At 68.0% G+C, this 20,879-nt stretch carries 22 protein-coding genes; 11 read left to right on the top strand and 11 right to left on the bottom strand.

What is annotated here, in order from left to right; all coding sequences use genetic code 11:
- Window positions 1-44: 44 nt before the first annotated feature.
- Both EV647_RS25405 and EV647_RS25400 read right to left on the bottom strand, forming a co-directional pair.
- Entirely contained in the window at window positions 45-2,795 is a 2,751-nt protein-coding gene (locus EV647_RS25405; RefSeq protein ID WP_238177383.1) for a Calx-beta domain-containing protein, read from the bottom strand.
- Between the two features lie 63 nt (window positions 2,796-2,858).
- Window positions 2,859-3,773, bottom strand: coding sequence for an alpha/beta fold hydrolase (locus EV647_RS25400; protein WP_134006986.1), 915 nt, complete (start codon window positions 3,771-3,773; stop codon window positions 2,859-2,861).
- A gap of 41 nt (window positions 3,774-3,814) precedes the next feature.
- Here EV647_RS25400 and ligD point away from each other — a divergent pair, with 41 nt between their 5' ends.
- The 5 genes from ligD to EV647_RS25375 all read left to right on the top strand — a co-directional run bounded on the left by ligD (window position 3,815) and on the right by EV647_RS25375 (window position 6,460).
- Window positions 3,815-4,753, top strand: coding sequence for a non-homologous end-joining DNA ligase (gene ligD / locus EV647_RS25395; RefSeq protein WP_134006984.1), 939 nt, complete (start codon window positions 3,815-3,817; stop codon window positions 4,751-4,753).
- Entirely contained in the window at window positions 4,750-4,929 is a 180-nt protein-coding gene (locus EV647_RS25390) for a hypothetical protein (RefSeq protein ID WP_134006982.1), read from the top strand. Before ligD ends, EV647_RS25390 begins: the two co-directional genes overlap by 4 nt.
- A gap of 128 nt (window positions 4,930-5,057) precedes the next feature.
- Window positions 5,058-5,687, top strand: a complete 630-nt coding sequence (locus EV647_RS25385; RefSeq protein ID WP_134006981.1) for a TetR/AcrR family transcriptional regulator — start codon at window positions 5,058-5,060, stop codon at window positions 5,685-5,687.
- Between the two features lie 108 nt (window positions 5,688-5,795).
- Window positions 5,796-6,023, top strand: a complete 228-nt coding sequence (locus EV647_RS25380; protein WP_133785600.1) for a DUF3107 domain-containing protein — start codon at window positions 5,796-5,798, stop codon at window positions 6,021-6,023.
- A gap of 161 nt (window positions 6,024-6,184) precedes the next feature.
- Complete coding sequence (locus tag EV647_RS25375) at window positions 6,185-6,460, top strand: GlsB/YeaQ/YmgE family stress response membrane protein (RefSeq protein ID WP_134006980.1); 276 nt, start codon at window positions 6,185-6,187, stop codon at window positions 6,458-6,460.
- 220 nt (window positions 6,461-6,680) lie between these two features.
- On the opposite strand, the gene EV647_RS25370 is transcribed toward EV647_RS25375, so the two are convergent.
- Window positions 6,681-7,361, bottom strand: coding sequence for a ferritin-like fold-containing protein (locus EV647_RS25370; protein WP_134006979.1), 681 nt, complete (start codon window positions 7,359-7,361; stop codon window positions 6,681-6,683).
- A gap of 324 nt (window positions 7,362-7,685) precedes the next feature.
- Between EV647_RS25370 and EV647_RS25360 the strand changes: the two genes are divergently transcribed.
- Both EV647_RS25360 and EV647_RS25355 read left to right on the top strand, forming a co-directional pair.
- On the top strand, window positions 7,686-9,620 hold the full coding sequence (locus EV647_RS25360; RefSeq protein ID WP_238177382.1) for a DEAD/DEAH box helicase: 1,935 nt from the start codon (window positions 7,686-7,688) through the stop codon (window positions 9,618-9,620).
- Window positions 9,621-9,707: 87 nt separating this feature from the next.
- Entirely contained in the window at window positions 9,708-10,646 is a 939-nt protein-coding gene (locus EV647_RS25355) for a DUF4349 domain-containing protein (protein WP_134006974.1), read from the top strand.
- Here EV647_RS25355 and EV647_RS25350 read toward each other — a convergent pair.
- On the bottom strand, window positions 10,640-11,401 hold the full coding sequence (locus EV647_RS25350) for a ParA family protein (RefSeq protein ID WP_134007625.1): 762 nt from the start codon (window positions 11,399-11,401) through the stop codon (window positions 10,640-10,642). The genes EV647_RS25355 and EV647_RS25350 overlap by 7 nt on opposite strands.
- Before the next feature lie 142 nt (window positions 11,402-11,543).
- On the opposite strand from EV647_RS25350, the gene EV647_RS25345 reads away from it, so the two are divergent.
- The gene (locus EV647_RS25345; protein ID WP_134006972.1) at window positions 11,544-12,419 is read left to right on the top strand and encodes an alpha/beta fold hydrolase; all 876 of its coding nucleotides are present in this window, start codon (window positions 11,544-11,546) and stop codon (window positions 12,417-12,419) included.
- Here EV647_RS25345 and EV647_RS25340 read toward each other — a convergent pair.
- Entirely contained in the window at window positions 12,412-13,491 is a 1,080-nt protein-coding gene (locus EV647_RS25340) for a hypothetical protein (RefSeq protein ID WP_134006970.1), read from the bottom strand. The genes EV647_RS25345 and EV647_RS25340 overlap by 8 nt on opposite strands.
- On the bottom strand, window positions 13,488-14,021 hold the full coding sequence (locus tag EV647_RS25335; RefSeq protein ID WP_134006968.1) for an RNA polymerase sigma factor: 534 nt from the start codon (window positions 14,019-14,021) through the stop codon (window positions 13,488-13,490). The genes EV647_RS25340 and EV647_RS25335 overlap by 4 nt, the downstream gene beginning before the upstream one ends.
- Window positions 14,022-14,394: 373 nt before the next feature.
- Here EV647_RS25335 and EV647_RS25330 point away from each other — a divergent pair, with 373 nt between their 5' ends.
- From EV647_RS25330 to EV647_RS25320, 3 genes are all read left to right on the top strand, one after another.
- Complete coding sequence (locus EV647_RS25330; protein WP_134006966.1) at window positions 14,395-15,027, top strand: hypothetical protein; 633 nt, start codon at window positions 14,395-14,397, stop codon at window positions 15,025-15,027.
- Complete coding sequence (locus tag EV647_RS25325; RefSeq protein ID WP_134006964.1) at window positions 15,024-15,335, top strand: hypothetical protein; 312 nt, start codon at window positions 15,024-15,026, stop codon at window positions 15,333-15,335. Before EV647_RS25330 ends, EV647_RS25325 begins: the two co-directional genes overlap by 4 nt.
- A 66-nt stretch (window positions 15,336-15,401) precedes the next feature.
- Window positions 15,402-15,659: a hypothetical protein gene (locus EV647_RS25320; protein WP_238177381.1), complete on the top strand. Its 258-nt coding sequence runs from the start codon at window positions 15,402-15,404 to the stop codon at window positions 15,657-15,659.
- Between the two features lie 511 nt (window positions 15,660-16,170).
- On the opposite strand, the gene EV647_RS25315 is transcribed toward EV647_RS25320, so the two are convergent.
- From EV647_RS25315 to EV647_RS25295, 5 genes are all read right to left on the bottom strand, one after another.
- The gene (locus EV647_RS25315) at window positions 16,171-17,118 is read right to left on the bottom strand and encodes an ATP-binding cassette domain-containing protein (protein WP_134006960.1); all 948 of its coding nucleotides are present in this window, start codon (window positions 17,116-17,118) and stop codon (window positions 16,171-16,173) included.
- A gap of 4 nt (window positions 17,119-17,122) precedes the next feature.
- Window positions 17,123-17,938 carry an ABC transporter permease gene (locus EV647_RS25310; protein WP_238177380.1) on the bottom strand — a complete coding sequence of 272 codons (816 nt, stop codon included), beginning with the start codon at window positions 17,936-17,938 and terminating at the stop codon, window positions 17,123-17,125.
- Window positions 17,931-18,728 (bottom strand): ABC-2 family transporter protein, encoded by a 798-nt coding sequence (locus EV647_RS25305; RefSeq protein ID WP_202876309.1) that lies wholly within the window; start codon window positions 18,726-18,728, stop codon window positions 17,931-17,933. The genes EV647_RS25310 and EV647_RS25305 overlap by 8 nt, the downstream gene beginning before the upstream one ends.
- Before the next feature lie 242 nt (window positions 18,729-18,970).
- Complete coding sequence (locus tag EV647_RS25300) at window positions 18,971-19,816, bottom strand: alpha/beta fold hydrolase (RefSeq protein ID WP_134006956.1); 846 nt, start codon at window positions 19,814-19,816, stop codon at window positions 18,971-18,973.
- Window positions 19,817-19,997: 181 nt separating this feature from the next.
- The gene (locus tag EV647_RS25295) at window positions 19,998-20,879 is read right to left on the bottom strand and encodes a PD-(D/E)XK nuclease family protein (RefSeq protein WP_238177379.1); all 882 of its coding nucleotides are present in this window, start codon (window positions 20,877-20,879) and stop codon (window positions 19,998-20,000) included.

The raw sequence follows: 20,879 nt of genomic DNA, 5'->3' as shown, positions 1-20,879 counted from the left end.
ATCCCAACCACCCCCGCCACAGTCCACATCGCGGTCCCCGTGTCTCAGTCGTTGTCGGTGATCGTGGCGGTCAGGGTCGCCGGGAGCTTCAGTACGGCTCCGTCGATCTGGTTGATCACCGCGGTGAAGGTCTCGGACGGTTCCTTGAGTTTGTCGTCGAGGATCTTGACCTGGAGGTCGCCGGTGGTCTTGCCGGGTTCGACGTACCCGTCGATGGTCCGGTCGGCCGCGCCGGTGCCGTCGTCGTTGACGCTGCGGTAGTCCTTGCGGATCACCGCCGTACCGTCCTTCACGACGCCGGAGAAGCTGACGTACTTGTCGCTCGGCGCGGACAGCTTGACCGGGAAGCTCACCACGCCCGCCTTCTCGGTCGCCTTCAGGTTGCCGAGCGTCAACGTCGGAGTCGGGTCGTCGTCGAGGACGAGGCCGTGGCCGAACGACTCGTCCAGCAGCCCGTCATGCGGTGCTGAGAGCACTAGGCTGAACGGCAGGTCGTAGCTGTCCCGAGTGTTCGCTTTGATCGGCACGGTCACCTTCTGCCGTACCTGACCCGGTTTGAACACCAGATGCCGCGCAACGTCCCCCACGGACTCGCCGAGGTCCCCGTTCGTCTCGACGTACACGCTGACCGGCCGGATGCTCGGACGCGACATGCGCACCCAGAAGTCCACTGTCTGCGTGCCTGTGTCCCCCTCCTTCACAGTGACGCTGGACGCGGACAGCTTCGGCAGCAAGAGCGCAGGTCCCGAGAGCCCGAGTCCGGGCGACGAGAAGCCCAGATCACTCACGTACGCCGACCCGCTGGCAACCCTGTCCGTCCGGAGCTCCACAGCACGCACGTCGCGCAGGTTCACGCCCTTGAGCGACGACACCGGGATACGGACGGTCCGCAGCAGGTTCTTGGGCAGCCCGACCTCGCTGCTGCCCGGCATCCGCACCAGTGCATCGCTGACCGCAGACACCGGCACTACAGCCGCCTGGCCATGTCCATCGACCACGCGAACGCTCAGGTCAGTCTTGGGCATGCCGGCCGGGTCCGGTGCGGCACGGAACGTCAGCGCCGCAAACCGACGTACGTCGCGCTGCCCTGCAGGTACGTCGACGCGCACGATCCCGTTCGTACCTGTCCACCTCAGCTTGGTGACCGCTGTGGTCGGTGTCCTTGCGGCGAACCACGCCGTATCCCAGTGCGGCGCGTTGCCCCAGTCCTCGGTCTCCATGCACGTCGGCACACCCGCGCGCCTGGTCGGACCGCTCACACCCGCGCACACGGTCGCAGACACCTTGCCGCTGACGGCGCCCCTAGGCAGCGCCTTGTCGAAGTGGTTCAGGTCCCGCCGCGACCCCAGTGGCGCCTGCGACACCACTCGTACGACGGCGTTCCCAGCGGACACCGCCCGCGAGTCCGACCCGTCGAACTGCGCCAGGAACTGCGTCTCATGACCCAGCTGCAGTCGGAAGAACCCAGCGACGTAGGCCGTACCTACGGCCTGCTGCTGCTTCGCCGTCAACCGGCCCGCGTACTTCGCTCCGCACGGCGACGCCTTCTCGTCACCGAACCAGTCGTCGTTCGACGGAGCCACCGACTGACCAGGGGTCCATTCGGTGTTGAAGAAGTTGTGGTTGGCGCCCAGCACCGTGACGGTGGAGCGCGGCGCGGTGTCACCGCCAACGGAGTACCTGGTGTCGTCGTAGAACTTCTGGCCCTGCAGATCGGACACGTCACCGTCGCAGTACGGGAGTACGACGCTCATCGCCACACCAGGCACCGTGGCTCGCGCAAAGTCGGTGGGAGCCAGCGGAAGCACTGCGCGGATCCCGTACTGACCGCCGCGGTCAGTGTTGAGCACTGCAGCCCGGGCAACTCCCTCGCCGCCACGTGAGTGCCCCATCAGCCCCACGTTCTGCAGGTTGAACTTGCCGACGAAGCGGGTACCGAACGGTGCCCCGCCGATCGTCGACCATTTCCGCCACAGTGCGAGGTGGTCCAGGATCAGTTCGGCCCGCGCCTGTGCGCCGGCGTCGTACGCGTCGCTGTCCCAGCCGTTGATCGCGTTCGCGCTGATCGAGACGACCTGGTACCCGTTGCTGGCCAGTGCGGTCGCCGGACCGTCGTACCCGCGGTAGCTGGGGATGGGCTTCATGCCCGGCGGACACGGCCAAGGCTTCTCGTTGTCGGACGGGTGACTGGGCTCGCCGTAGCAGACCTCGTGGCGCCCGTGCAGGAAGACCACGAGCGGCCGCGGACCGACCGCACCACGTGGCGAATACACCTTCCCGCGAAGCTCGGAGCGGTGCGCGAGACCTGGCAGGTACACGGCCTCGTCGCCAAGGTTGTACTCCGCGGTGTCGACCTGGTACTTGCCCACCGCACCGGGATCCGACGGCAGCAGCGGTCCACGCCGCGCCTTCAGCCAGTCGGCATCGGTCGGTCCGGCGGGGCCGACGCTCCGGCTCTTCCCGGCCTCCTTGCCGAGGTCTCCGGACCACACCAGGCGGACGTCGCGCGCTTTCAGCACAGCCGGATCGGTGCTGACGAGCGTCAGCGTCTTCCGGTCCGGCGACTGCTTCGCAACACCGAGCGGCGTACCGTCGACCTCCAGCAGCGGCAGCGATGCACGCATCGGTGCGGGTGCGTCGAGGTGCAGGGTCAGTTGATATCCGCCGGCAACAGGCCGCACTTCCCATTGGTTGCTCTGAGCAACAACCGGCGGTGCGGCGGTCGCAGTCAGCGGCCCCACACCAAGGAGTACGGCGATTCCCAACGACAGATTTCGGGCGGTTCTGCCAATCACGCGCCCAAGTTGACCTGACGCTCCGCTCAGTCGTGTCTCAGCCGGGCGTCGGATTCGACTCGATCAAGCGATCAGGTGACGGAACGCCCGCGCCACCTGATCCGGGTGCTCCATCTGCGCGACATGTCCCGACTGCGGCAGGTAGAGGAGGTGTGCGTTCGGAAAGGTGCGCTGAGCCTTGGTACGGATCCGTGCGTCGACCAGTCGGTCCTTCCCGCCGTAGATCAACAGCACCGGACACTCGACTCTTGCGGCGTCCGCCCAGAGTGATCTGCGCGGTCTGGCCAGCGAGGAGCGCAGGATGCTCCGGGCGGCCTCCACAGTGGCCTGCCGGCTCCACGGATCGGTGTCGCGCCGATGCAGTTCCTCCTCGTACGCCGCGCGCACCTCGGGCGCCAACGACCGCGGATCCCCGAACACCATCGCCAGCGACGCCTGGAACCGCTGGTCGAACGGCAACCGCTGCGTCCGCTCCAGTACGGCGGGACCGATCCGGGGCGTCGCCAGCGCGGCGAACCACAGCGCACTCGCCGACACCCGTGGATGCGGCAGTGCGGGCGACACGAGCGTCAGCGACGCCACCAGGTCGGGACGCTGCGCTGCGAGCGCCACAGACGAGGCACCACCCATCGAGTTCCCGAACACGTGCACCGGCTGGTCGTACTCGCGTTCCAGCAGCTGGATCAGTACGTCGGCCTGCTCCGAGATCCCGGTCACACCAGTAAGCGGCGTACGACCGAAACCCGGCAGGTCGGGAGCAATGCCCCGGATCGTGTCGTTGAGCAGCAGGCCGAGCGCGGTCCAGTTCAGCGACGACCCGCCCAGACCGTGGACGAACAGGGCGGGAGGCAGGTCCGGGGCCGCATCCGGCACGTCTCTGACCAGCAGGTCCACCCCTGCGACCGGCACCCGCCGCTCCGGCCACTTCCGCAGTTCCACGGGTACGGCGTCCCCGGTTACTGGCCCGTAACTATCCACGCACCCATGTTAGGACGCCGGCGAGGTGGAGACTGGGACGCATGGCAGGAGCGCAGCAGCAGCTGACGACCGAGGTGGATGGGCAGACGATGAAGCTCACCAACCTCAGCAAGGTCCTGTATCCACAGACCGGGTTCACCAAGGCCGAGGTCATCGACTACTACCACCAGGTGGCCGCGTTGCTGCTGCCACACCTGTCCGACCGGCCCCTGACTCGCAAACGGTGGCCGGACGGCACCGCAGCGGCGTTCTTCTTCGAGAAGAACGCTCCACGCGGTACGCCGGCCTGGGTACGGACCGAGACACTGCCTACCCCCGGTAGCTCGACGGGCCGCGACGAAATGAGTTTCGTGGTCTGTGACGACGTACAGACCGTGGTGTGGCTGGCCAACCTGGCTGCGCTCGAGCTGCACGTCCCGCAGTGGCGGATCGGGCTGTCCGACCAGGGCCGGGACCCGCAGGCGGACCTGATCGTGTTCGACCTGGACCCGGGCCCGGGAGCGAGCATCGTCGAGTGCTGCGACGTTGCGCTCGCACTGCGGCAACTCTTGGGCCACTACGGCATGGAGGGCTGGCCCAAGACGTCCGGGAACAAGGGGATGCACCTGTACGTGCCGATCGAGCCTGCGTCGTCCAGGCAGACCAGCGCGTTCGCCAAGCAGTTGGCCGAGCAACTGGCGGAGGCGTTGCCGGAGAGCGTGACCGCCAACATGACCAAGGCGCTGCGGCCCGGCAAGGTGTTCATCGACTGGAGCCAGAACGCCAGCGCGAAGACCACGCTGGCGCCGTACTCGCTCCGCGGCTCCGACGAACCCCGGGTGTCCACACCGATCGACTGGGACGAGGTGGCGTCCGCCACCTCACCGGAGGACCTCAGGTTCCTGCCGCACGACGTCCTCGCCCGGATCGAGGAGTACGGCGACGTACTGGAAGGGCTGTACGACGACCCGCAGCCGCTACCTACCAAGGAGGCGACATGACTGAGACCGACTTCGAAGGCCCCGACTACGACCCGGCCTTCGACGCCGAGCACGACACGGACGACGACACCGAGCAGGAGGAGTCGGAGCCGGACGTACCCGTCGAGGCGGACCCGGCGGACGTCGAGGAGCAGCGCCGCGAGGTGGGCGACTCCGACGAGGACGACTACCGCTGACACCTACCACGATGGAACGCGGTTCGGCGGGGAAGCTACTGGCGAGAAGGACTGCTGGGTAGGATTCGGGGAACGACCTGGCGGCCGACGCAGACGGCCGCTGGAGCGCACCCTCGAAGGAGCCGACCGTGTCGACGACACCGGAGACCGCACCCAAGCGTGGCAGCCGCCTGCCCCGGCTGGCCCGTCGCGCGCAACTGCTCGAGGCTGCCCAGGAAGTTTTCGTCGCGAACGGGTACCACGCCGCCGCGATGGATGACATCGCGGACCGGGCCGGCGTGTCCAAGCCCGTCCTGTACCAGCACTTCCCCGGGAAGCTGGAGCTGTACCTGGCGCTGCTGGACACCTCCTGCGACGCGATCGTCGCCTCCGTGCAGGACGCACTGAAGTCGACCGAGGACAACAAGCTCCGGGTCGCGGCGACGATGCACGCGTTCTACGACTACGTGGCGAACGCTCAAGGTGCCTTCCGCCTGGTGTTCGAGTCGGACCTGACGAACGAGCCGGCCGTCCGGGAGCGCGTCGACCGCGTCACCCACGCCTGCGCCGAGGCCGTGTCCGAGGTGATCAGCGCCGATGCCGGCCTCAGCCGCGAGCAGTCGATGGTGCTGGCCGTCAGCCTGGTCGGCATGGCCCAGGTCAGCGCCCGTTACTGGCTCGGCGCCGGCGACCCCTCGGTCCCGCAGCAGCAGGCCGCCGACCTGGTCGCCTCGCTGGCCTGGCGCGGCATCAGGGGTTTCCCGCGTACCGACACCTGACGTCGAGGTTCTGCTCTCGGCGGACGGGTGAGAGCTCGGTAGTGGTAGCGGATAGGCTCGAAGCGTCACCGGCGAGAGTCGCCGGTCGGAGCGTGCCCGGAGGGTTTCGTGGAGGTCAAGATCGGCGTGCAACACGCCAATCGTGAATTGGTTCTGGAGAGCGAGCAGACTCCGGATGAGGTCCAGGAACTGGTGGCGGCGGCGCTCACCGGCAAGTCCGGTCTGCTCGAGCTGGCCGACGAGAAGGGCCGCCGGGTGCTGATCCCGGCCGACCGGCTGGCGTACGTCGAGATCGGCGAGGTGTCCACCCGCAAGGTCGGATTCGGCGCGATCTAGGCGACACGCCTTCATCCCGTTCCGGACACAGTCGCGCGTGTCCTGGTTGCGGAGTGCCACCGAAGGGGCACGATGGCGGTGAGACCTGCGTCCGTAGTGGTCCGGTTTGTCACGGGGCACCGGATCGGCGCAGGTTCACCATCCCTCACAAGGAGGACACCGTGTTCTGGGTCTGGATGATCATCGTCAGCCTCATCGCGGGCATCATCTTCGGGCCGCTGGCCCGCCTGGTGCTCCCCGGCAAGCAGAACATCAGCCTCGGCTGGACCATCCTGGGCGGCGGCATCGGCGCCTTCCTCGGTGGGCTGATTGCCTACTTCCTCGGCGTCAAGGACACCTCCGGCCCGGACTGGATCCAGTACCTGATCCAGGTCATCTGCGCCGCGATCGTCATCGCGATCATCTCCGCACGCAACAGCAAGCCCTCAGCCGCCTGAACCAGGCAGCACCAAACGGCCGCCACCCCACCCGGGGCAGGCGGCCGTTGCCTTTCCCCGACCCACTCCCCCTTTCCCCGGCAGCCCCCTTGCCCGGCAGCCCCCCATTTGGCTGGCTGACCCACCAATTTCCCTGGCTGACCCACGAGCTGCGGGGTTACCCACCCTGGTTCAGGGTCATCAACCCCCCATTTGGTGGGTCAGCCAGCCAAATTGGGCTTCAGGCCTGGAGGCCGAGGGCGGTCATGCGGGCGGTGTGGGCCTCGGTCAGGCGGGTGAGCATGCGGCCGATGGCGGCCAGGTCCAGGCCGGGGCGGTCGACGCTGCCGGCCAGCAGAGCGGCCAGCGAGTCGCGGTCCGCGGCGATCCGCTGCGCCTGGCTGAGGGCCTCGCCCACCAGGCGGCGACCCCACAGCGCCAGCCGGCCACCGAGCTTCGGGTCCTCGTCGATCGCCGCCCGGACCCGGTCCACCACGAACTCGGCCTGACCCGAGTCGGCGAACACCTCCAGCACCAGGCCCCGCGTCTCCGCGTCCACGAACGACGCGATCTCCCGGTAGAAGTCGTTGGCCAGCCCGTCCCCGACGTACGCCTTGACCAGGCCCTCGAGCCAGTCGGACGGCGCGGTGTGGTCGTGGAACGCGTCCAGCGGCGTGACGAACGGCCGCATCGCGTCCATCGGGTCCACACCCAGCTGCACGAGCCGGTCCCGGAGCCGCTGGAAGTGGCCGAACTCGGTGGTCGCCAGCGCCGCCAGCTCCGCCTTGTCGTCCAGGGTCGGCGCCAGTTTGGCGTCCTCCGCCATCCGTTCGAACGCGGTCAGCTCGCCGTACGCGAGCACTCCCAGCAGATCCACCGCCGCGGCCCGGTAGGCGGGATCATCAAAGGCCGTCTGCTCCATGCCCGGCACCCTATCGGGCCGCGCGGGACAGCGAGTGGAAATGCAACAAAGAGAAAGGCGGTGGAAAAGGGCTGCCCGGCACCCTGGCGGGCCGCGCCGGACAGTGGCGCATGCCACACGAAGCGGCGTTGACAGCTGCTGCGGTTACACTGGTGAGTGATTCGCCGGTGACGCGCCCAGATGGGCAAGCTGGTGCGAGGTGCTTGCACAGTGTCCCCGCGCCTCACGATCGGGGCTTTCATGCCCCAGGCGCCCGGCCACTGAGCATCTGTCCGCACAAGCATGTGAGAGGCGATCAGCCTGACCACCTTCCGAGAGCTCGGGGTGCTCCCCGAGATCTGTGACGCGCTCGACCGCGTCAACATCACCGAACCCTTCCCGATCCAGGAGATGACTCTCCCGGTGGCCCTGATGGGCACCGACCTGATCGGGCAGGCCCGTACCGGCACCGGCAAGACGCTCGGTTTCGGCATCCCGCTGCTGCAGCGCACGATCTCCCCCGGCGAGGCCGACTACGAGGAGCTCGCCGCCCCCGGCAAGCCACAGGCGCTGGTCGTCACCCCGACCCGCGAGCTGACCATCCAGGTCGCCAAGGACCTGCAGACCGCCTCCACCGTCCGCACCGTCCGCGTGCTGACCATCTACGGCGGTGTCGCGTACGAACCGCAGCTGGACGCGTTGAAGAGCGGCGTCGACGTCGTCGTCGGTACGCCGGGACGCCTGCTGGACCTGGCGAACCGGGGCGTTCTCGACCTCGGCCACATCAAGGTCCTGGTCCTGGACGAGGCCGACGAGATGCTCGACCTCGGCTTCCTGCCCGACGTCGAGCGGATCCTGCGCAAGACGCCGGAGCTGCGCCAGACCATGTTGTTCTCGGCAACCATGCCGTCGGCGGTGATCGGGCTCGCCCGCACCCACATGCGGCACCCGCTGAACATCCGGGCGGAGTCGCACGAGGACACCCAGATGGTGCCGACCACGGCGCAGTTCGTCTACCGGGCGCACGATCTGGACAAGCCCGAGGTGGTGGCGCGGATCCTGCAGGCCGAGGACCGCGGCCGGGTGATGATCTTCTGCAAGACCAAGCGGGAGGCGTCCCGCCTGACCGACGACCTGCAGGACCGTGGATTCAAGGCGGCAGCGATCCACGGCGACCTGAACCAGCAGGCCCGCGAGCGCGCGCTCACCCGGTTCCGCGGCGACAAGATCGACGTACTGATCTGCACCGACGTGGCGGCCCGGGGCATCGACGTCGAGGGCGTCACGCACGTCATCAACAACACCTGCCCCGAGGACGAGAAGGCCTACATCCACCGGATCGGGCGGACCGGGCGCGCGGGAGCGAGTGGGATCGCGGTCACTTTCGTCGACTGGGCGGACGTCACCCGGTGGAAGACCATCAACAAGGCGCTCGACCTGCCGTACGACGAGCCACAGGAGATCTACTCCACCTCGCCCGAGCTGTTCCACGACCTCGGCATCCCGTCGGACGCGAAGGGCCGGATCCGTTCGGCGCGCGAGTCGAAGGAAGGCCACGAGCACCGTGAGTCGCGTGAGTCGCGGGAGCCTCGTGAGTCGCGGGAGTCGCGCGGCTCGAAGGACTCGCGGGGCCGTCGCGATGACGGACGGTCCGAGGGCGAGCGGTCGGCCGCCAAGAAGCGCAACCGGACCCGGAAGCGTACGCGGGCCGGTCAGCCGGTCGAGGAGCTCGCCGACGTCACCACGAAGACCGAAGTACCGGTAGCGACCGAGGCTCCGGAGGAGGCGCCGGCGCCGAAGGCCCGCAAGCGCACCCGCACCCGGAAGACCGTGGAGGCTGCGGAAACTGCGGCCGTGGAGACTGCAGCCGTCGAGGCTCCGGCCGAGGTAGCTGTCGAGGCTCCGGCCGAGGCAGCTGGCGAGGCTCCGGAGAAGAAGCCGGTCAAGCGCCCCCGGACCCGCAAGACCGCAGAGCCGGCCGCGACCGAGTCCGTCGAGGCACCGGTCGAAGCTCCTGCCGAGGCTGCGGAGAAGAAGCCCGTCAAGCGGACGCGGACGCGCAAGACCGCCGAAGCGAAGGCACCGGCCGAGGAAGCTCAGCCGGCTCCGGCGGACGAGAAGCCGGTCAAGCGGACGCGGACGCGCAAGACCGCCGAGGCGAAGGCGCCGGCCGAGGAAGCTCAGCCGGCTGCGGCCGACGAGAAGCCGGTGAAGCGGACGCGGAAAGCGGCCGAGCCGCGCACCGCGCCGACGACGCCGATCTTCAGTGCGCCGGAGTGACCGTTTCCGAATGGTGATCTGAAGCTGCAACACCCAGCCCCACGTGGGCCGTCCTAGGGCGGTAAACCACGAGAGAGGGGCTGGGTGATGAGGCGGATCAGAGCGGCAACAGCCGTGGTGGCTGTCGTGGGGGTCGTGGTACTGGCCGGTTGTGGTGCCAGCGGCAACGACAGCACGAGTGGCGACGCCGCGCCGGCGCCGGCCGCGAAGCAGGGCTCCGGCTCCGGTGAGTCGGCGGGCAACGCGAAACCGCAGGCACCGACCGAAGGCAAGTGGGAGGCGGCCGGGGGCGGCGGCAACGAACAGCCGGCGATCACGCGGGCGATCATCAAGAGCGGCTCGCTGGCCGTCGAGGGCGACGACGTCTCCGGCATGCGGCAGAAGGCGGTCGCCGCGATCGGCAGCCTGGAGGGTCAGGTGGCGTCCGAGGACACCGGCAGCGACTCCGACGGCAAGATCACGCGGTCGAACCTGGTCCTCAAGGTCCCGACCAAGTCGTTCGAGACCGCTATCCAGCGGCTCTCCGATCTCGGCAAACGCACGCAGATCCACCAGGAGTCGACCGACGTCACCGAGCAGGTGGTCGACGTGGCCAGCCGGATCGAGTCCCAGCGCGCCAGCCTGGACCGGATGCGCGCGCTGATGGCGAAGGCGAACACGATCGGCGAGATCGTCTCGGTCGAGAGCGAGCTCACCCGCCGTGAGGCCGATCTGGAATCGCTACTGGCCAAGCAGAAGAACCTGGCCCTGCAGACCGATCTCGCGACGCTCACGCTGACGCTGACCGAGAAGGGCAAGCCGCCGGCGATCACCGAGCCGAAGGAAGACAAGGGCTTCGTGGCGGGCCTGAAGAGCGGCTGGAATGCCTTCACCGCAGCGTTCACTTCGATCGCGACCGCGGTCGGCGCGCTACTGCCGTTCCTGGTGCTGCTGGCGATCATCCTCGTACCGCTGTGGCTCTTCCGGAGCAAGCTGCGTCGGCGGCCGGCGGCTCTGCCACCATCGGCGGCCAACAGCGGTCAGTGAAGCAGTGCGCCGGCCAACGCCCGGTAGGCCTTCGCACCGGGCGAGGCCGGCGCCGTGCTGAGTACGGTCTCTCCGATCGCGGGCGCCTCCGCGAACCGGATCGACTTCGGGATCGCCGGCTGCAGCACGTCCAGCGAGTACGTGTCCGCGATCGTCTCCAGGACGGTGCGGGCATGCGTCGTGCGTCCGTCGTACAGGGTCGGGAGTACGCCGAGCACTCGCAGGCTGGGGTTGGTCAGCCGCTGTACGTCGTGCACTGTGTCGAGTAGTTGCCCTACGCCACGATGCGCCAATGTCTCGCACTGCAAGGGAATCAGTACGTCGGACGCCGCCGACAGCGCGTTCACGGTGAGCAGGCCGAGCGTCGGTGGGCAGTCCACGATGATCCAGTCGTACGACGAACGCAGCGTGCGCATTGCGGTCCGCAGTACCTGCTCCGGACTGCTCTCCCGGGCCAGCTGTACGTCGGCGGTCGCCAGCGCGATCGTCGCGGGCAGCAGGTCCGGGGCATCGTCCAGCTCGATCAGCACGTCGCGGGCGCGCACACCGCCGAGCAGGACGTGGTGGATCGACTTGTCCAGGTCCTCGGGGTCGATGCCGACCGAGAACGTCAGGCAGGCCTGCGGATCCAGGTCGACCAGCAGCACCCGTTGGCCGAGCTCGACCAGGGCTGCGCCGAGGGTGGCGACGGTGGTCGTCTTGGCGACGCCGCCCTTCTGATTGGCGACCGCGAGAGTGCGAGGCACCCGGCCCATTGTGCCGTACTGCGGAACACCGACCACACCGCGTACCGAACGACGGGTAGAGGTCCGCCCCGCCGACGCCGTACTCGCCTGACACACCCGGGCGGCACCTGCCCGCGGGCGACCACTACCCGTTCGTCGGTACGCTCTACTTGTGAGTACGCCGCGTACGTTGACGCTGCCCGATGGGGTGCGATCCGAGACACTCGAGACCGACCGTGGTGCGTTCGCCACGCTGACCGCCGTACCGGAGCTCGGTACGCCGCTCGGCACGGTCCTGCTCGTGCCTGGGTGGACGGGGAGCAAGGAGGACTTCACTCCCCTGGTCGACCACCTGTGCCGGTACGGGTGGCGCGCGGTGGCTGTCGACCAACGTGGTCAGTACGAGACCACAGGTCCGTCCGACAGGTCGGCGTACTCGCTGGCGGAGCTGGGCGCGGACGTGGTGGCGATGAGCAAGGCGCTGGGCGGGTACAGCCAGCTGGTCGGGCACTCGTTCGGCGGGCTCGTAGCGCGTGAGGCGGTGCTGACGGACCCGTCGGTGTTCTCCACGATAAGCCTGCTCTGCTCGGGACCTGCCGCGTTCACCGACGAGGCAACGCTGCAGAGCTTGCAGATGCTCGCGTTCGGGCTGGAGAACCTGCCGATCGAGCAGGTGTACGACATGAAGCTCGACCACGACAGCAAGGGCCGTGCGTACGTCGCTCCACCTGAGGACGTCGCGGCGTTCCTGCGGAAGCGGTTCACCGGCAACGTTCCGACCAGCCTGGCCGAGATCACTCGCCGGCTGACGGATGCGGAGGACAAGACCGACCAACTCGCGAAGTCCGGCGTACGCACACAGGTGCTGTACGGCGAGACCGACGACGGCTGGCCGATCCCGGTACAGCAGGCGATGGCCGCAGCGCTGGGGGTGGAGGCGGAGGTCATTCCCGACGCCGGCCACTCACCAGCCATCGACCAGCCCGCAGCAACCGCCCGCCTCCTCGTGGACTTCTTCCACAACTACCCGAGCCTGACGACTACCTGACCGGTCGGACCTGCGGCCAGAACCGAATCAGGTCGAGGCCGAGCGGGGTGAACGCAGCCTTCACCTCCGGGGTGTATGCCACGAGCGACACGGATGCGCCGCCGCCGTAGATCCCGGATCCGCCGGCGCCGTAGATGCCGAGCGTCTTGTCCTTACTCATCAGGTCACCGATCGCATTGCTGATGCGCTCGTTGTCGGACCGGCTGAGCAGGACGGGGACGACGCAGTAGTTCCCCTGGTACACCTTCTCGAAGGCCTCCCGGAACGCGGTCGCGTCACCGTGCGCGATACCGATCAGGATCACCACGGGCGCGCCGCGGCTGGTGCCGTTGGGGTACCGGAAGATCGGGCCGTCGATCTGGGCCGCGTGCGCGGCGAGGAACTTGGTCACCGCGGTCGAGGAGATGTTGCTCGGCTTCGACGTCCAGCCGCCGGGCGGAACCGGGCACTGCAGTTCGTTCTGCGCTGGGTAGGACTGCGGTTTCTCGGCCGACTGTTCTTCGACGTCGATCGCGCCGCCTCGCCAGATGCCGGTGACCGCCGCGGCGCCAACGCGGACGCCCTTGACCGTTGTGATCCCGGGGACCTTGTCCAGGTCCAGGCCGTTGAGCTTGACCGCGAAATCGTCGGGGCAGCTCGGGGCCGGCTCCTTACCGGGCGGGTAGCCGATGGCTGGGACGGCCAACGGCGGGCAGAAGACGGCCGTCTTGCCCGGGACGGCGACGATCTTGCCGTTCACCTGCACTTTGTCGCCGGGCTTCACCAGGAGATTGTCGTTGCCTTGGGCAAACGACTCCGGGGTCCCGGCGTTCGGCGTACTGCCGGCGGGGGCACTGGCGACGGGACTGGCCGGGGCTTCTGCCGTCGGGGTCTTCGGGTTCGGGAGTACGGCGAGGACGCCGGCCGCGACCACCGCCACACTGGCCGCGGCGAGGGCGGGCACCCAGCGACGGTGCTTGCGGCCGCCGCTCAGCATGTACTCGAGATCAGGCTCCGGCGGCGCCTCCTGATCAGCCCGCCAGCGAGCCCCAGCGCGGGTCAACAGGTCGTCGACTTCATCGGTCTGCTTCATTCGGTCACCTCCAGGAGGGTGCGGAGTCGGTTGCGCGCGTCGGAGAGGGTGGATTTCACGGTGCCTTCGGAGCAGCCCATGACGGCGGCGGTGTCGGCGATCGACAGATCGGCGAAGTAGTAGCAGTCGACCGCGAGCCGCTGCCGTGCCGACAGCGACATGATCGCGTGGTCGACATCCATCCGGGCGTCGAGATCCGGTCGTGACACCGGCGCACCCGTGACCTCGTCGATCAGCGACAAGGACGCGCCGCCCGGGCGCATCCGGCGTACCGCTTTCCGGGCCTGATCCGCGGTGATCGCGAGCAGCCAGGCAGACGGCGTACCGCGGCTCGCATCGTACTGCGACCGCTTGGCCCACGCCCGCGCGAGCGCCTCCTGCACGATGTCGTCCCGGTCCGCCCCGACCGCAAGCCGCCCCGCCAACCGCGCCATCGCCACCAGATGCGGCCGCACCCACGCGACGAACCCAGGCCCGTCCCCCGGCGGCCCCTGCACCCCCACCACCGGCTCACCCGTCATCGTCGGCATACCTTCTCTACCCCCGATCAGCCCACCCGGTTGGGTCCTACCCGCATTTCAACGACCCCACCACCCCAAGGTCACCACCCCCACCCATTCCGTAACCCACCCGAGTTATCCACAGATCCCAAATCCCACCCCACAACCCCTTCCCAACTCCCTACGGTCAAAGAACAACCCAACCGACCAAGGGGACCAGATGCCAGGCGCCCCAGCCCTACCACCCACCCCAAAATCCCTCCACGAAGCCCTGAACAACACCCGCCCCCTCGACTGGGGCAACGTCCCACCTTCCGCAGCCGAGATCAGCCGCCGCTACGGTCCCGAAGCAACCGAGCGGAGCCTGCGCCTTCTCGAACAGGCAGTGGCTGTGGAACCCACCGTGACCGCTCAGTTCCTCGACTCACTTCCGTCAGGCACCATGCCGCACCAGCTGGACCGCCGAGTCAAGTCACCAGAGTCCCTCGCGCGCAAGCTTGCCGACTGGATGGACGCCGACCAGCACCTCCCGATCGACGACGTACTGCGCTACACGGCGCTGACCGAGAATCCTGACGAACTGGTCGCGGCAGCTCGGCAAACCGTCGACGAGCTGAACAGTCACGACTGGCACGTCAGGGCAGCGATGCACTCGTACACCGAAGGTTCGAGGTACAAGGGCATCCATGCGGGGATGACGATCTCAGGCTGTCCGCGTGTCGAGGTCCAGTTCCATTCGGTCGCGTCCGCGAAGGTCAAGGAGATGACAACGCCCTGGTACGAGATCGACCGCAGCGCGACCGCCACGTTGGAGGAGCGTACGGAGGCCAGGCGGCGGTCCGTCGAGGCCTCGAGGACGTTGGCGCCTCCACAGGGGATCGACGGGTTGACGAAACTGGGCGGAACACGCGTTCAGGTGAACAACTACAGTGACTCCAGGCTGCGCCCTGTGGACAACGGGCGTGGGACACCACGAGGCGAGCGGCAGACGCCACGCACCACCGCGTTCGACAAGACTGATGGGATTGCGCGATGAGGCTCTACTTGGTCAAGGAAGAGGAGCGCTTGGTGTGGGTTGCTGCCCTGGCGCATGAGGTGATGTATTCGTATGTCGCGAACACCGGGAAGTTCCACAACAACAATGCCTTGCGCAACGACTTCTACATGGTACGCAACCTCGACTATGAGCCGATCGGGCCAGCGGAGGCTCGGCGGCTGATCGATCAGGGGGTCGGCATGCTCGACGAGACTCGTTCCGCGACGTCACTCGCCAAGTGGCGCGCAGACCCGAATCCGCTCGCCCTCCCCGACGTGCTCGCCATGGCCGCCGGCTCCAACGAGTAGGCGGCCGGCGTGACACGGCTGTTTCTTGTGAGTCAGGGTGAGCGGCGGATCTGGGTGGCGGCGTTGGTGGATGAAGACGTTTGGACGTACGTCGCCAATACCGGGAAGTTCCATCGCAACGAGGGCGTGCGGGACGACTACTTCGTGAACGGCGAAGCGCAGTACACCGATATCGGGATCGCGGAGGCCAAGCGGCTGATCGCCGACGGCGTCGGGCGGGTCGACGCCGACCAGAACCCGGACCCGGTCCGCGACTGGCAACGGGACGAGGACGCGATGCACCCCGAGATCGTCTTCGCCTCGATGGCCGCCGACCTCACATAGCAGAGGCGTCGGGTTGGGGAGGTTTCCTGCCCGATTCGGGTAGACAAACCTCCCCAAGTGCTCGGCTCCGAGCGCTCGCCCAGCGGACGTTGGCCGACCAGATCGTCGGGCCGGCTATCTGCGCGGCTGGCAGGTTGTTGTGACCGCTGGCGGGTTGTTTCACGTCAGCGCTGAAACAACCCGCCGGCCGGCAGCATCGCACGGGTGGCGTCGACCCTGCAGAGCCAATTCTCGTCCGCCATCACGCCGAGTCGTGGCGTTTGGTTGGTCGCCGAACCCGCGAGTCGTGGATTGAGGCTGCTGTCAGGCGCAGTCAGCCGCCGAAATCCACGACTCGAGAGACGCCGGTGATCCCGCGAAGGCTGAGTTGGTGGAAAGTTCGGCGAGCTGGCGACCCGGGGGAGCTGGAGAAGCTGGCCGCGATCGGGGGGATGCGACCGGAGAGGACCGGCGGTTTGATGCCGGGCAGGAGCTGTCGATGGAGAGAGGACGGGAGCTGTGAGTCTGTTGGTTAGGCGGAGTTGTAGAGCTGGGTTATGACGGATTCGATGGTGGGTTCGGAGACCGAGAGGTCTACGAGGGGGTAGTTGGCCGCGATCTGGGCCAGCAGAGGTGCTGCGCTGGTGCTGGTTGGGAACGTGAGGTGCTGGCGGGGACCGTCGACCTTCACGACGGTGGCTCCGGCGACCTCGATCGCTGGCAGGGAGGCGGCCAGGTCCACGACCAGCGTGCGCGGCGCGGACTGGCTGGACTTCAACCCGTCCAGGGTTCCGTCGAAGATCTGGTGGCCGTGGTCGATGACCATCACCCGGGTGCAGAGCGCCTCGATGTCGTCGAGGTCGTGGGTGGTGAGGATGATCGTCGTACGGCGTTCCGCGTTGACCTGGGCCAGGAACTCGCGGAGCCGTGCCTTGCTGATCACATCCAGCCCGATCGTTGGCTCGTCCAAGTAGACGATCTCTGGATCGTGCAACAGCGCCGCCGCGATGTCGCCGCGCATCCGCTGCCCCAGCGACAACTGGCGAACGGGAACGTCGAGCAGATCGCGAAGGTCGAGCAGCTCCACGAAGGTCGCGAGGTTCTCCCGGTGACGTGCGAGGGGTACGTCGTACATCTTCTGTAGCACTGCGAACGAGTCCTTCAAAGGCAGGTCCCACCACAATGTGGTTCGTTGGCCGAAGACGACGCCGATGCGACGCGCGAGCTTCAGCCGATGCCGCGACGGATCGACCCCGGCCACGCGGATCGAGCCGCCGGACGGCACCAGGATCCCGGTGAGCATCTTGATCGTGGTGGACTTCCCGGCCCCGTTCGGACCGATGTACCCCATCACCTCCCCCGGTTCGACGCTGAACGTCATGCCGTCCACCGCCCGCACTTCCCGCCGGGTACGGCGTAACCCGGACCGCGACGTGACGGTGAAGGCACGCGAAACGTCCGCCAACTCGATAACAGGCATGAGCTCAACTCCCTGTACTGCGATAGCGACGAAGGCCGGCCCGCCACGCCAGCGATGCCAGCGCGACCATCACCACCGCGACCAGCGGCGACAGCAGTCCGATCCAGGACGGCAACCCCAACGGGGCCGGCTTACCCAGCAGGTACAGCACCGGGTAATAGTTGACAAAGGCAAGCGGTACGACGAACGTCACGGCCCGCACGATCTCCTTGCCGAAGACCGCCAACGGGTACTGCGTCAACGTCTGACCGCCGTACGTGAACGAATTGGCCAGCTCCGCCGAATCCACCGACACGAACTGGAACGCGGCCCCGAGCACGAAGATCGCCCCGAAGATCACCGTCCCGGCCGCGATCGACACCACCAGCATGATGCCGCGGGCAACTGTCCAGTCCACGTCGAGCCGGCTGAACGCGAACACCATCACGACCAGCGCCTGCAAGGGCCGGCCGATCCGCCGCAGCGCGAACCCGTCGGCCGCGGTCTGCAGGAACGCCGGCACCGGCCGGATCAGGTACGCGTCGAACGTCCCGGTCCGGATCCGCTCCCCGACCCGCTCGATCGACCCGGTGAACAGGTCCGCGATCCCGAGCGTGATCGAGGCCGTTGCGTAGAGCAACGCCATCTCCGCCAGCGAGAACCCGCCGAACGACGTGATGTGGCTGAACATCAGCACGATCGCGACAAAGTCCATCACCGTCAGCACCATCGAGCTGAACAGCATCAGCACGAAGGACGCCGGGTACGCCATCGACGACCGCACCCACATCATGATCAGCATCCAGTACTGCGAAGGCGCCCGGAGGATCCGCTCAACCACCCTGGATCACCACCTTCCGGGTCGCCACCGACGTGACCAGTTGCGCGCCGAGCAGCAGCACCACGATCCAGCCGAGCTGGAACAGCAGCGCCGAACCGGTCCCGCCCGGGTTCCGGCCGAGCCAGATGTCGATCGGCACCTGCATGGTCGCGGCCCACGGAGTCGCCCGGGCGATGGCTCCGATCGCGCCGGGGAACGCCACCAGCGGCAGGATCATCCCGGAGAAGAACGTCGACAGCACCAGCGCCAACTGCTCCATCCCCCGCGTGTCGGTGATCCAGAACCCGGACAGCGCGACCAGGTAGCGGATCCCGAAGCTGACCAGGATCGCCAGGAACACGCCGGCCGCGACCGCGAGCCAGGCCTGCGGCGTTGAAGGGAACTTGAGGTCGAACACCAGCGCTCCGACGAGCAACGGCGCCCCGCCGCGCACCAGCAACTGGAACATCGCCCGCCCGAGATCCACCGACAGCCACCAGAGCAGCAGGTGCGTCGGCCGGTACAGATCCACCGCGATCTCGCCGCTGCGGACCCGCTCGCCCAGCTCCCCCGTCGTCGTGGCGCCCCAGATCCCGACCGGCATCAGCAGCCCCTGCTGCAGCCAGACGAACGTGAGCGCGTCCGCGGTGTCGTACCCACCCAGGCCGGGTCGCTCGTGCCACAGCGTCAGGTAGATGCCGCAGAGGATGAACCCGAAAACGGTGTTCGTGAACGCGCCGGACGCGGTGGCGATGCGGTACGTCGAGAACCGCCGGAACGACCGTACGGCGATCGCCCAGTAGACCCCCACCCGCAACCTCCTCTCGAAACAGGTGATGTCCGAGAGCCACAGCGGCACGCAGAACCGCCCCGAATCTGGAAAGACCCGGGGGTTCGGACACCACTGTGACGGCATGGCTGAACCACGCCGATTGTCAAAGGCAGAAGAGGGACGCTACGCCGGACCACGGGAATACGTCAACACAAATAACCGGCCCGGACGTGGGACCCCTCAGACCCACGCCCGGGCCGGTGCCCGGAAGGTACAGGAACCTACAGGGTCTCGCTCTTCAGCAGATGAGCGAGGTGGGTGGCGAACGGTCCCGGGTGGCTCGCGTACCCGCCGTGCCCGCCCGGGAACATGACCACCGGCCAGCCGAGGTGGTCCGCGATGACCTCGATCGGCCGACCCGGAAGATGCATGTACGACTGCAGCCCGGCCGCCGGGACGATGCGATCGGCCACCCGCTTCAACGCGTCCAGATCCGGCTCGTACCGGGTGAACGGCAACAATTTGTGCTCGTAGAAGTTGGGCGCGTTCGCCTGCATCCGCTCCGCGAGTTCGCGGTACTCCGGCAGCAGGTCCTCCATCGGCGGCATCGCGTCGTCGTCCATGCCGGTGCCCATCATGAACACGACATCGGCCGCCGTCAGCCCGTCTTTGCGGTAAGTCTCGTACACGTCGGCGAAGAACGCCCGCGCGTCGTCCGCGTCGGAGCCCGGCAGTACCTCGGTGCACGGCGGCTCGTGCGCGACCAGCATCCGCACCCGCTCGGGGTGGCGTGTGATCAACTCGAGCCCGGTGATCGCGCCGGAGCTGCTGCCGAACACGTACGCCGGTTCGCTGCCGGCGACCGCATCGATCAGGGCCAGCGCGTCCGCGGCGGACTGCACGAGGGTCTCGTCCGTCGCGTCCCCGACGTACTCGCTGCGCGAGTTGCCGCGCGGATCGTAGGTCACCACCGTGTACTCGGCGGCGAGCTGCCCGACCATCCCACAGAACACCCCGGCATCGGTCCCGCCGCCGGCGATCAGCAACAGCACCGGCCCCGACCCGGCGACCTCGTAGTGCAGCGTCGCCCCCGGCACCGCCAACTTGTTCACAGTCTTCGCACCCATCAGGCGGACCCCTTTCGTTCCCCCTCAGGCTCCCCCCACCCGCTGGCACCCCACGCACACGGCGCTGGCACGGCGGCAGCTCGACAGGATGTGTCCGCCGATCGACCCGCTCGTCAGGCGTGCGCACCCGCCCGCTGACCTGGCAGTGGGCGTATACGTACTGTCGAGCTGCCGCGGAAACTCAGCCGGCCTCTTCCAGCGGGATCGGGGATGGCTCGTCGAGGCCTGCCCAGGGGTCGCGGGTGGGGGCTTCGCGGCGGCCTTGGGGGCAGATTTTGGCGAAGTCGCACCAGCCGCACAGCGGGGACGGCTCCGGCGGGAAGGTGTCGTCGGCCTCTGCGGGGGTCAGTCCCTCGGCCCATTTCGCTTCGGCGGCGGCTGCATCGTCGGCCATCGACTCGGCGCGTTTCTGGTGCCGTCCGAGCGAGGCCTCGTCGTGGTCCGCGGCCGCGACGGTGTTGGTCGGCAGGTGGTGGAGCTCGACACGCGTGCACGGCTTGTGCAGGACGCGGCGCGCGCCGAGCACGTAAAGGGCCATCGCCAACGAGGATCGAGCGTCGACAGCGGTCAGTGGGCGGCGACCGGTCTTGTAGTCGACGATCGCCAGCTCGGTACCACCACTCCCGTCACGCGCCGGCCGCTCGTCGATCCGGTCCACCCGTCCGCGCAGCGAGGCCCGCTCGGTGGTGAAGGCGACCGTACGCTCCACTCCGCGAGGTTCGTAGTACGGATCGGAGTCCCGCAGGTACCCGAGCACCATCTCGGTCGACCGGTCGCGCCAGTCCAGCGACTGCTGCTCGTCGCGGAACCCCTCGCTCCGCCAGCTCGACCGCATCTTCGCGACGACCTCGTCCGGCGTACGGCGGGACGCGGGCCAGCGCCCGAAGAAGTCGGCGAGCACCTCGTGGACGATCGCGCCGACCGTGTTGTGCGCCCACGGCGGACCCTTGGGCGGCCGCGGCGTCTCGAGGTACGTGTACCGGTATTTCCGCTTGCAGTCCGCGAACGTCAGCAGCTTCGTCGGCGTCGCGACGAACAACCGCTTCGGCATTCCGGGAAGCAC

The organism is Kribbella sp. VKM Ac-2566, from assembly GCF_004366005.1.
GTDB classification, from domain to species: Bacteria; Actinomycetota; Actinomycetes; order Propionibacteriales; family Kribbellaceae; genus Kribbella; species Kribbella pratensis.
The sequence above is the reverse complement of the archived record's forward strand: the minus strand, read 5'-3'. Positions and strand labels throughout refer to the sequence as shown.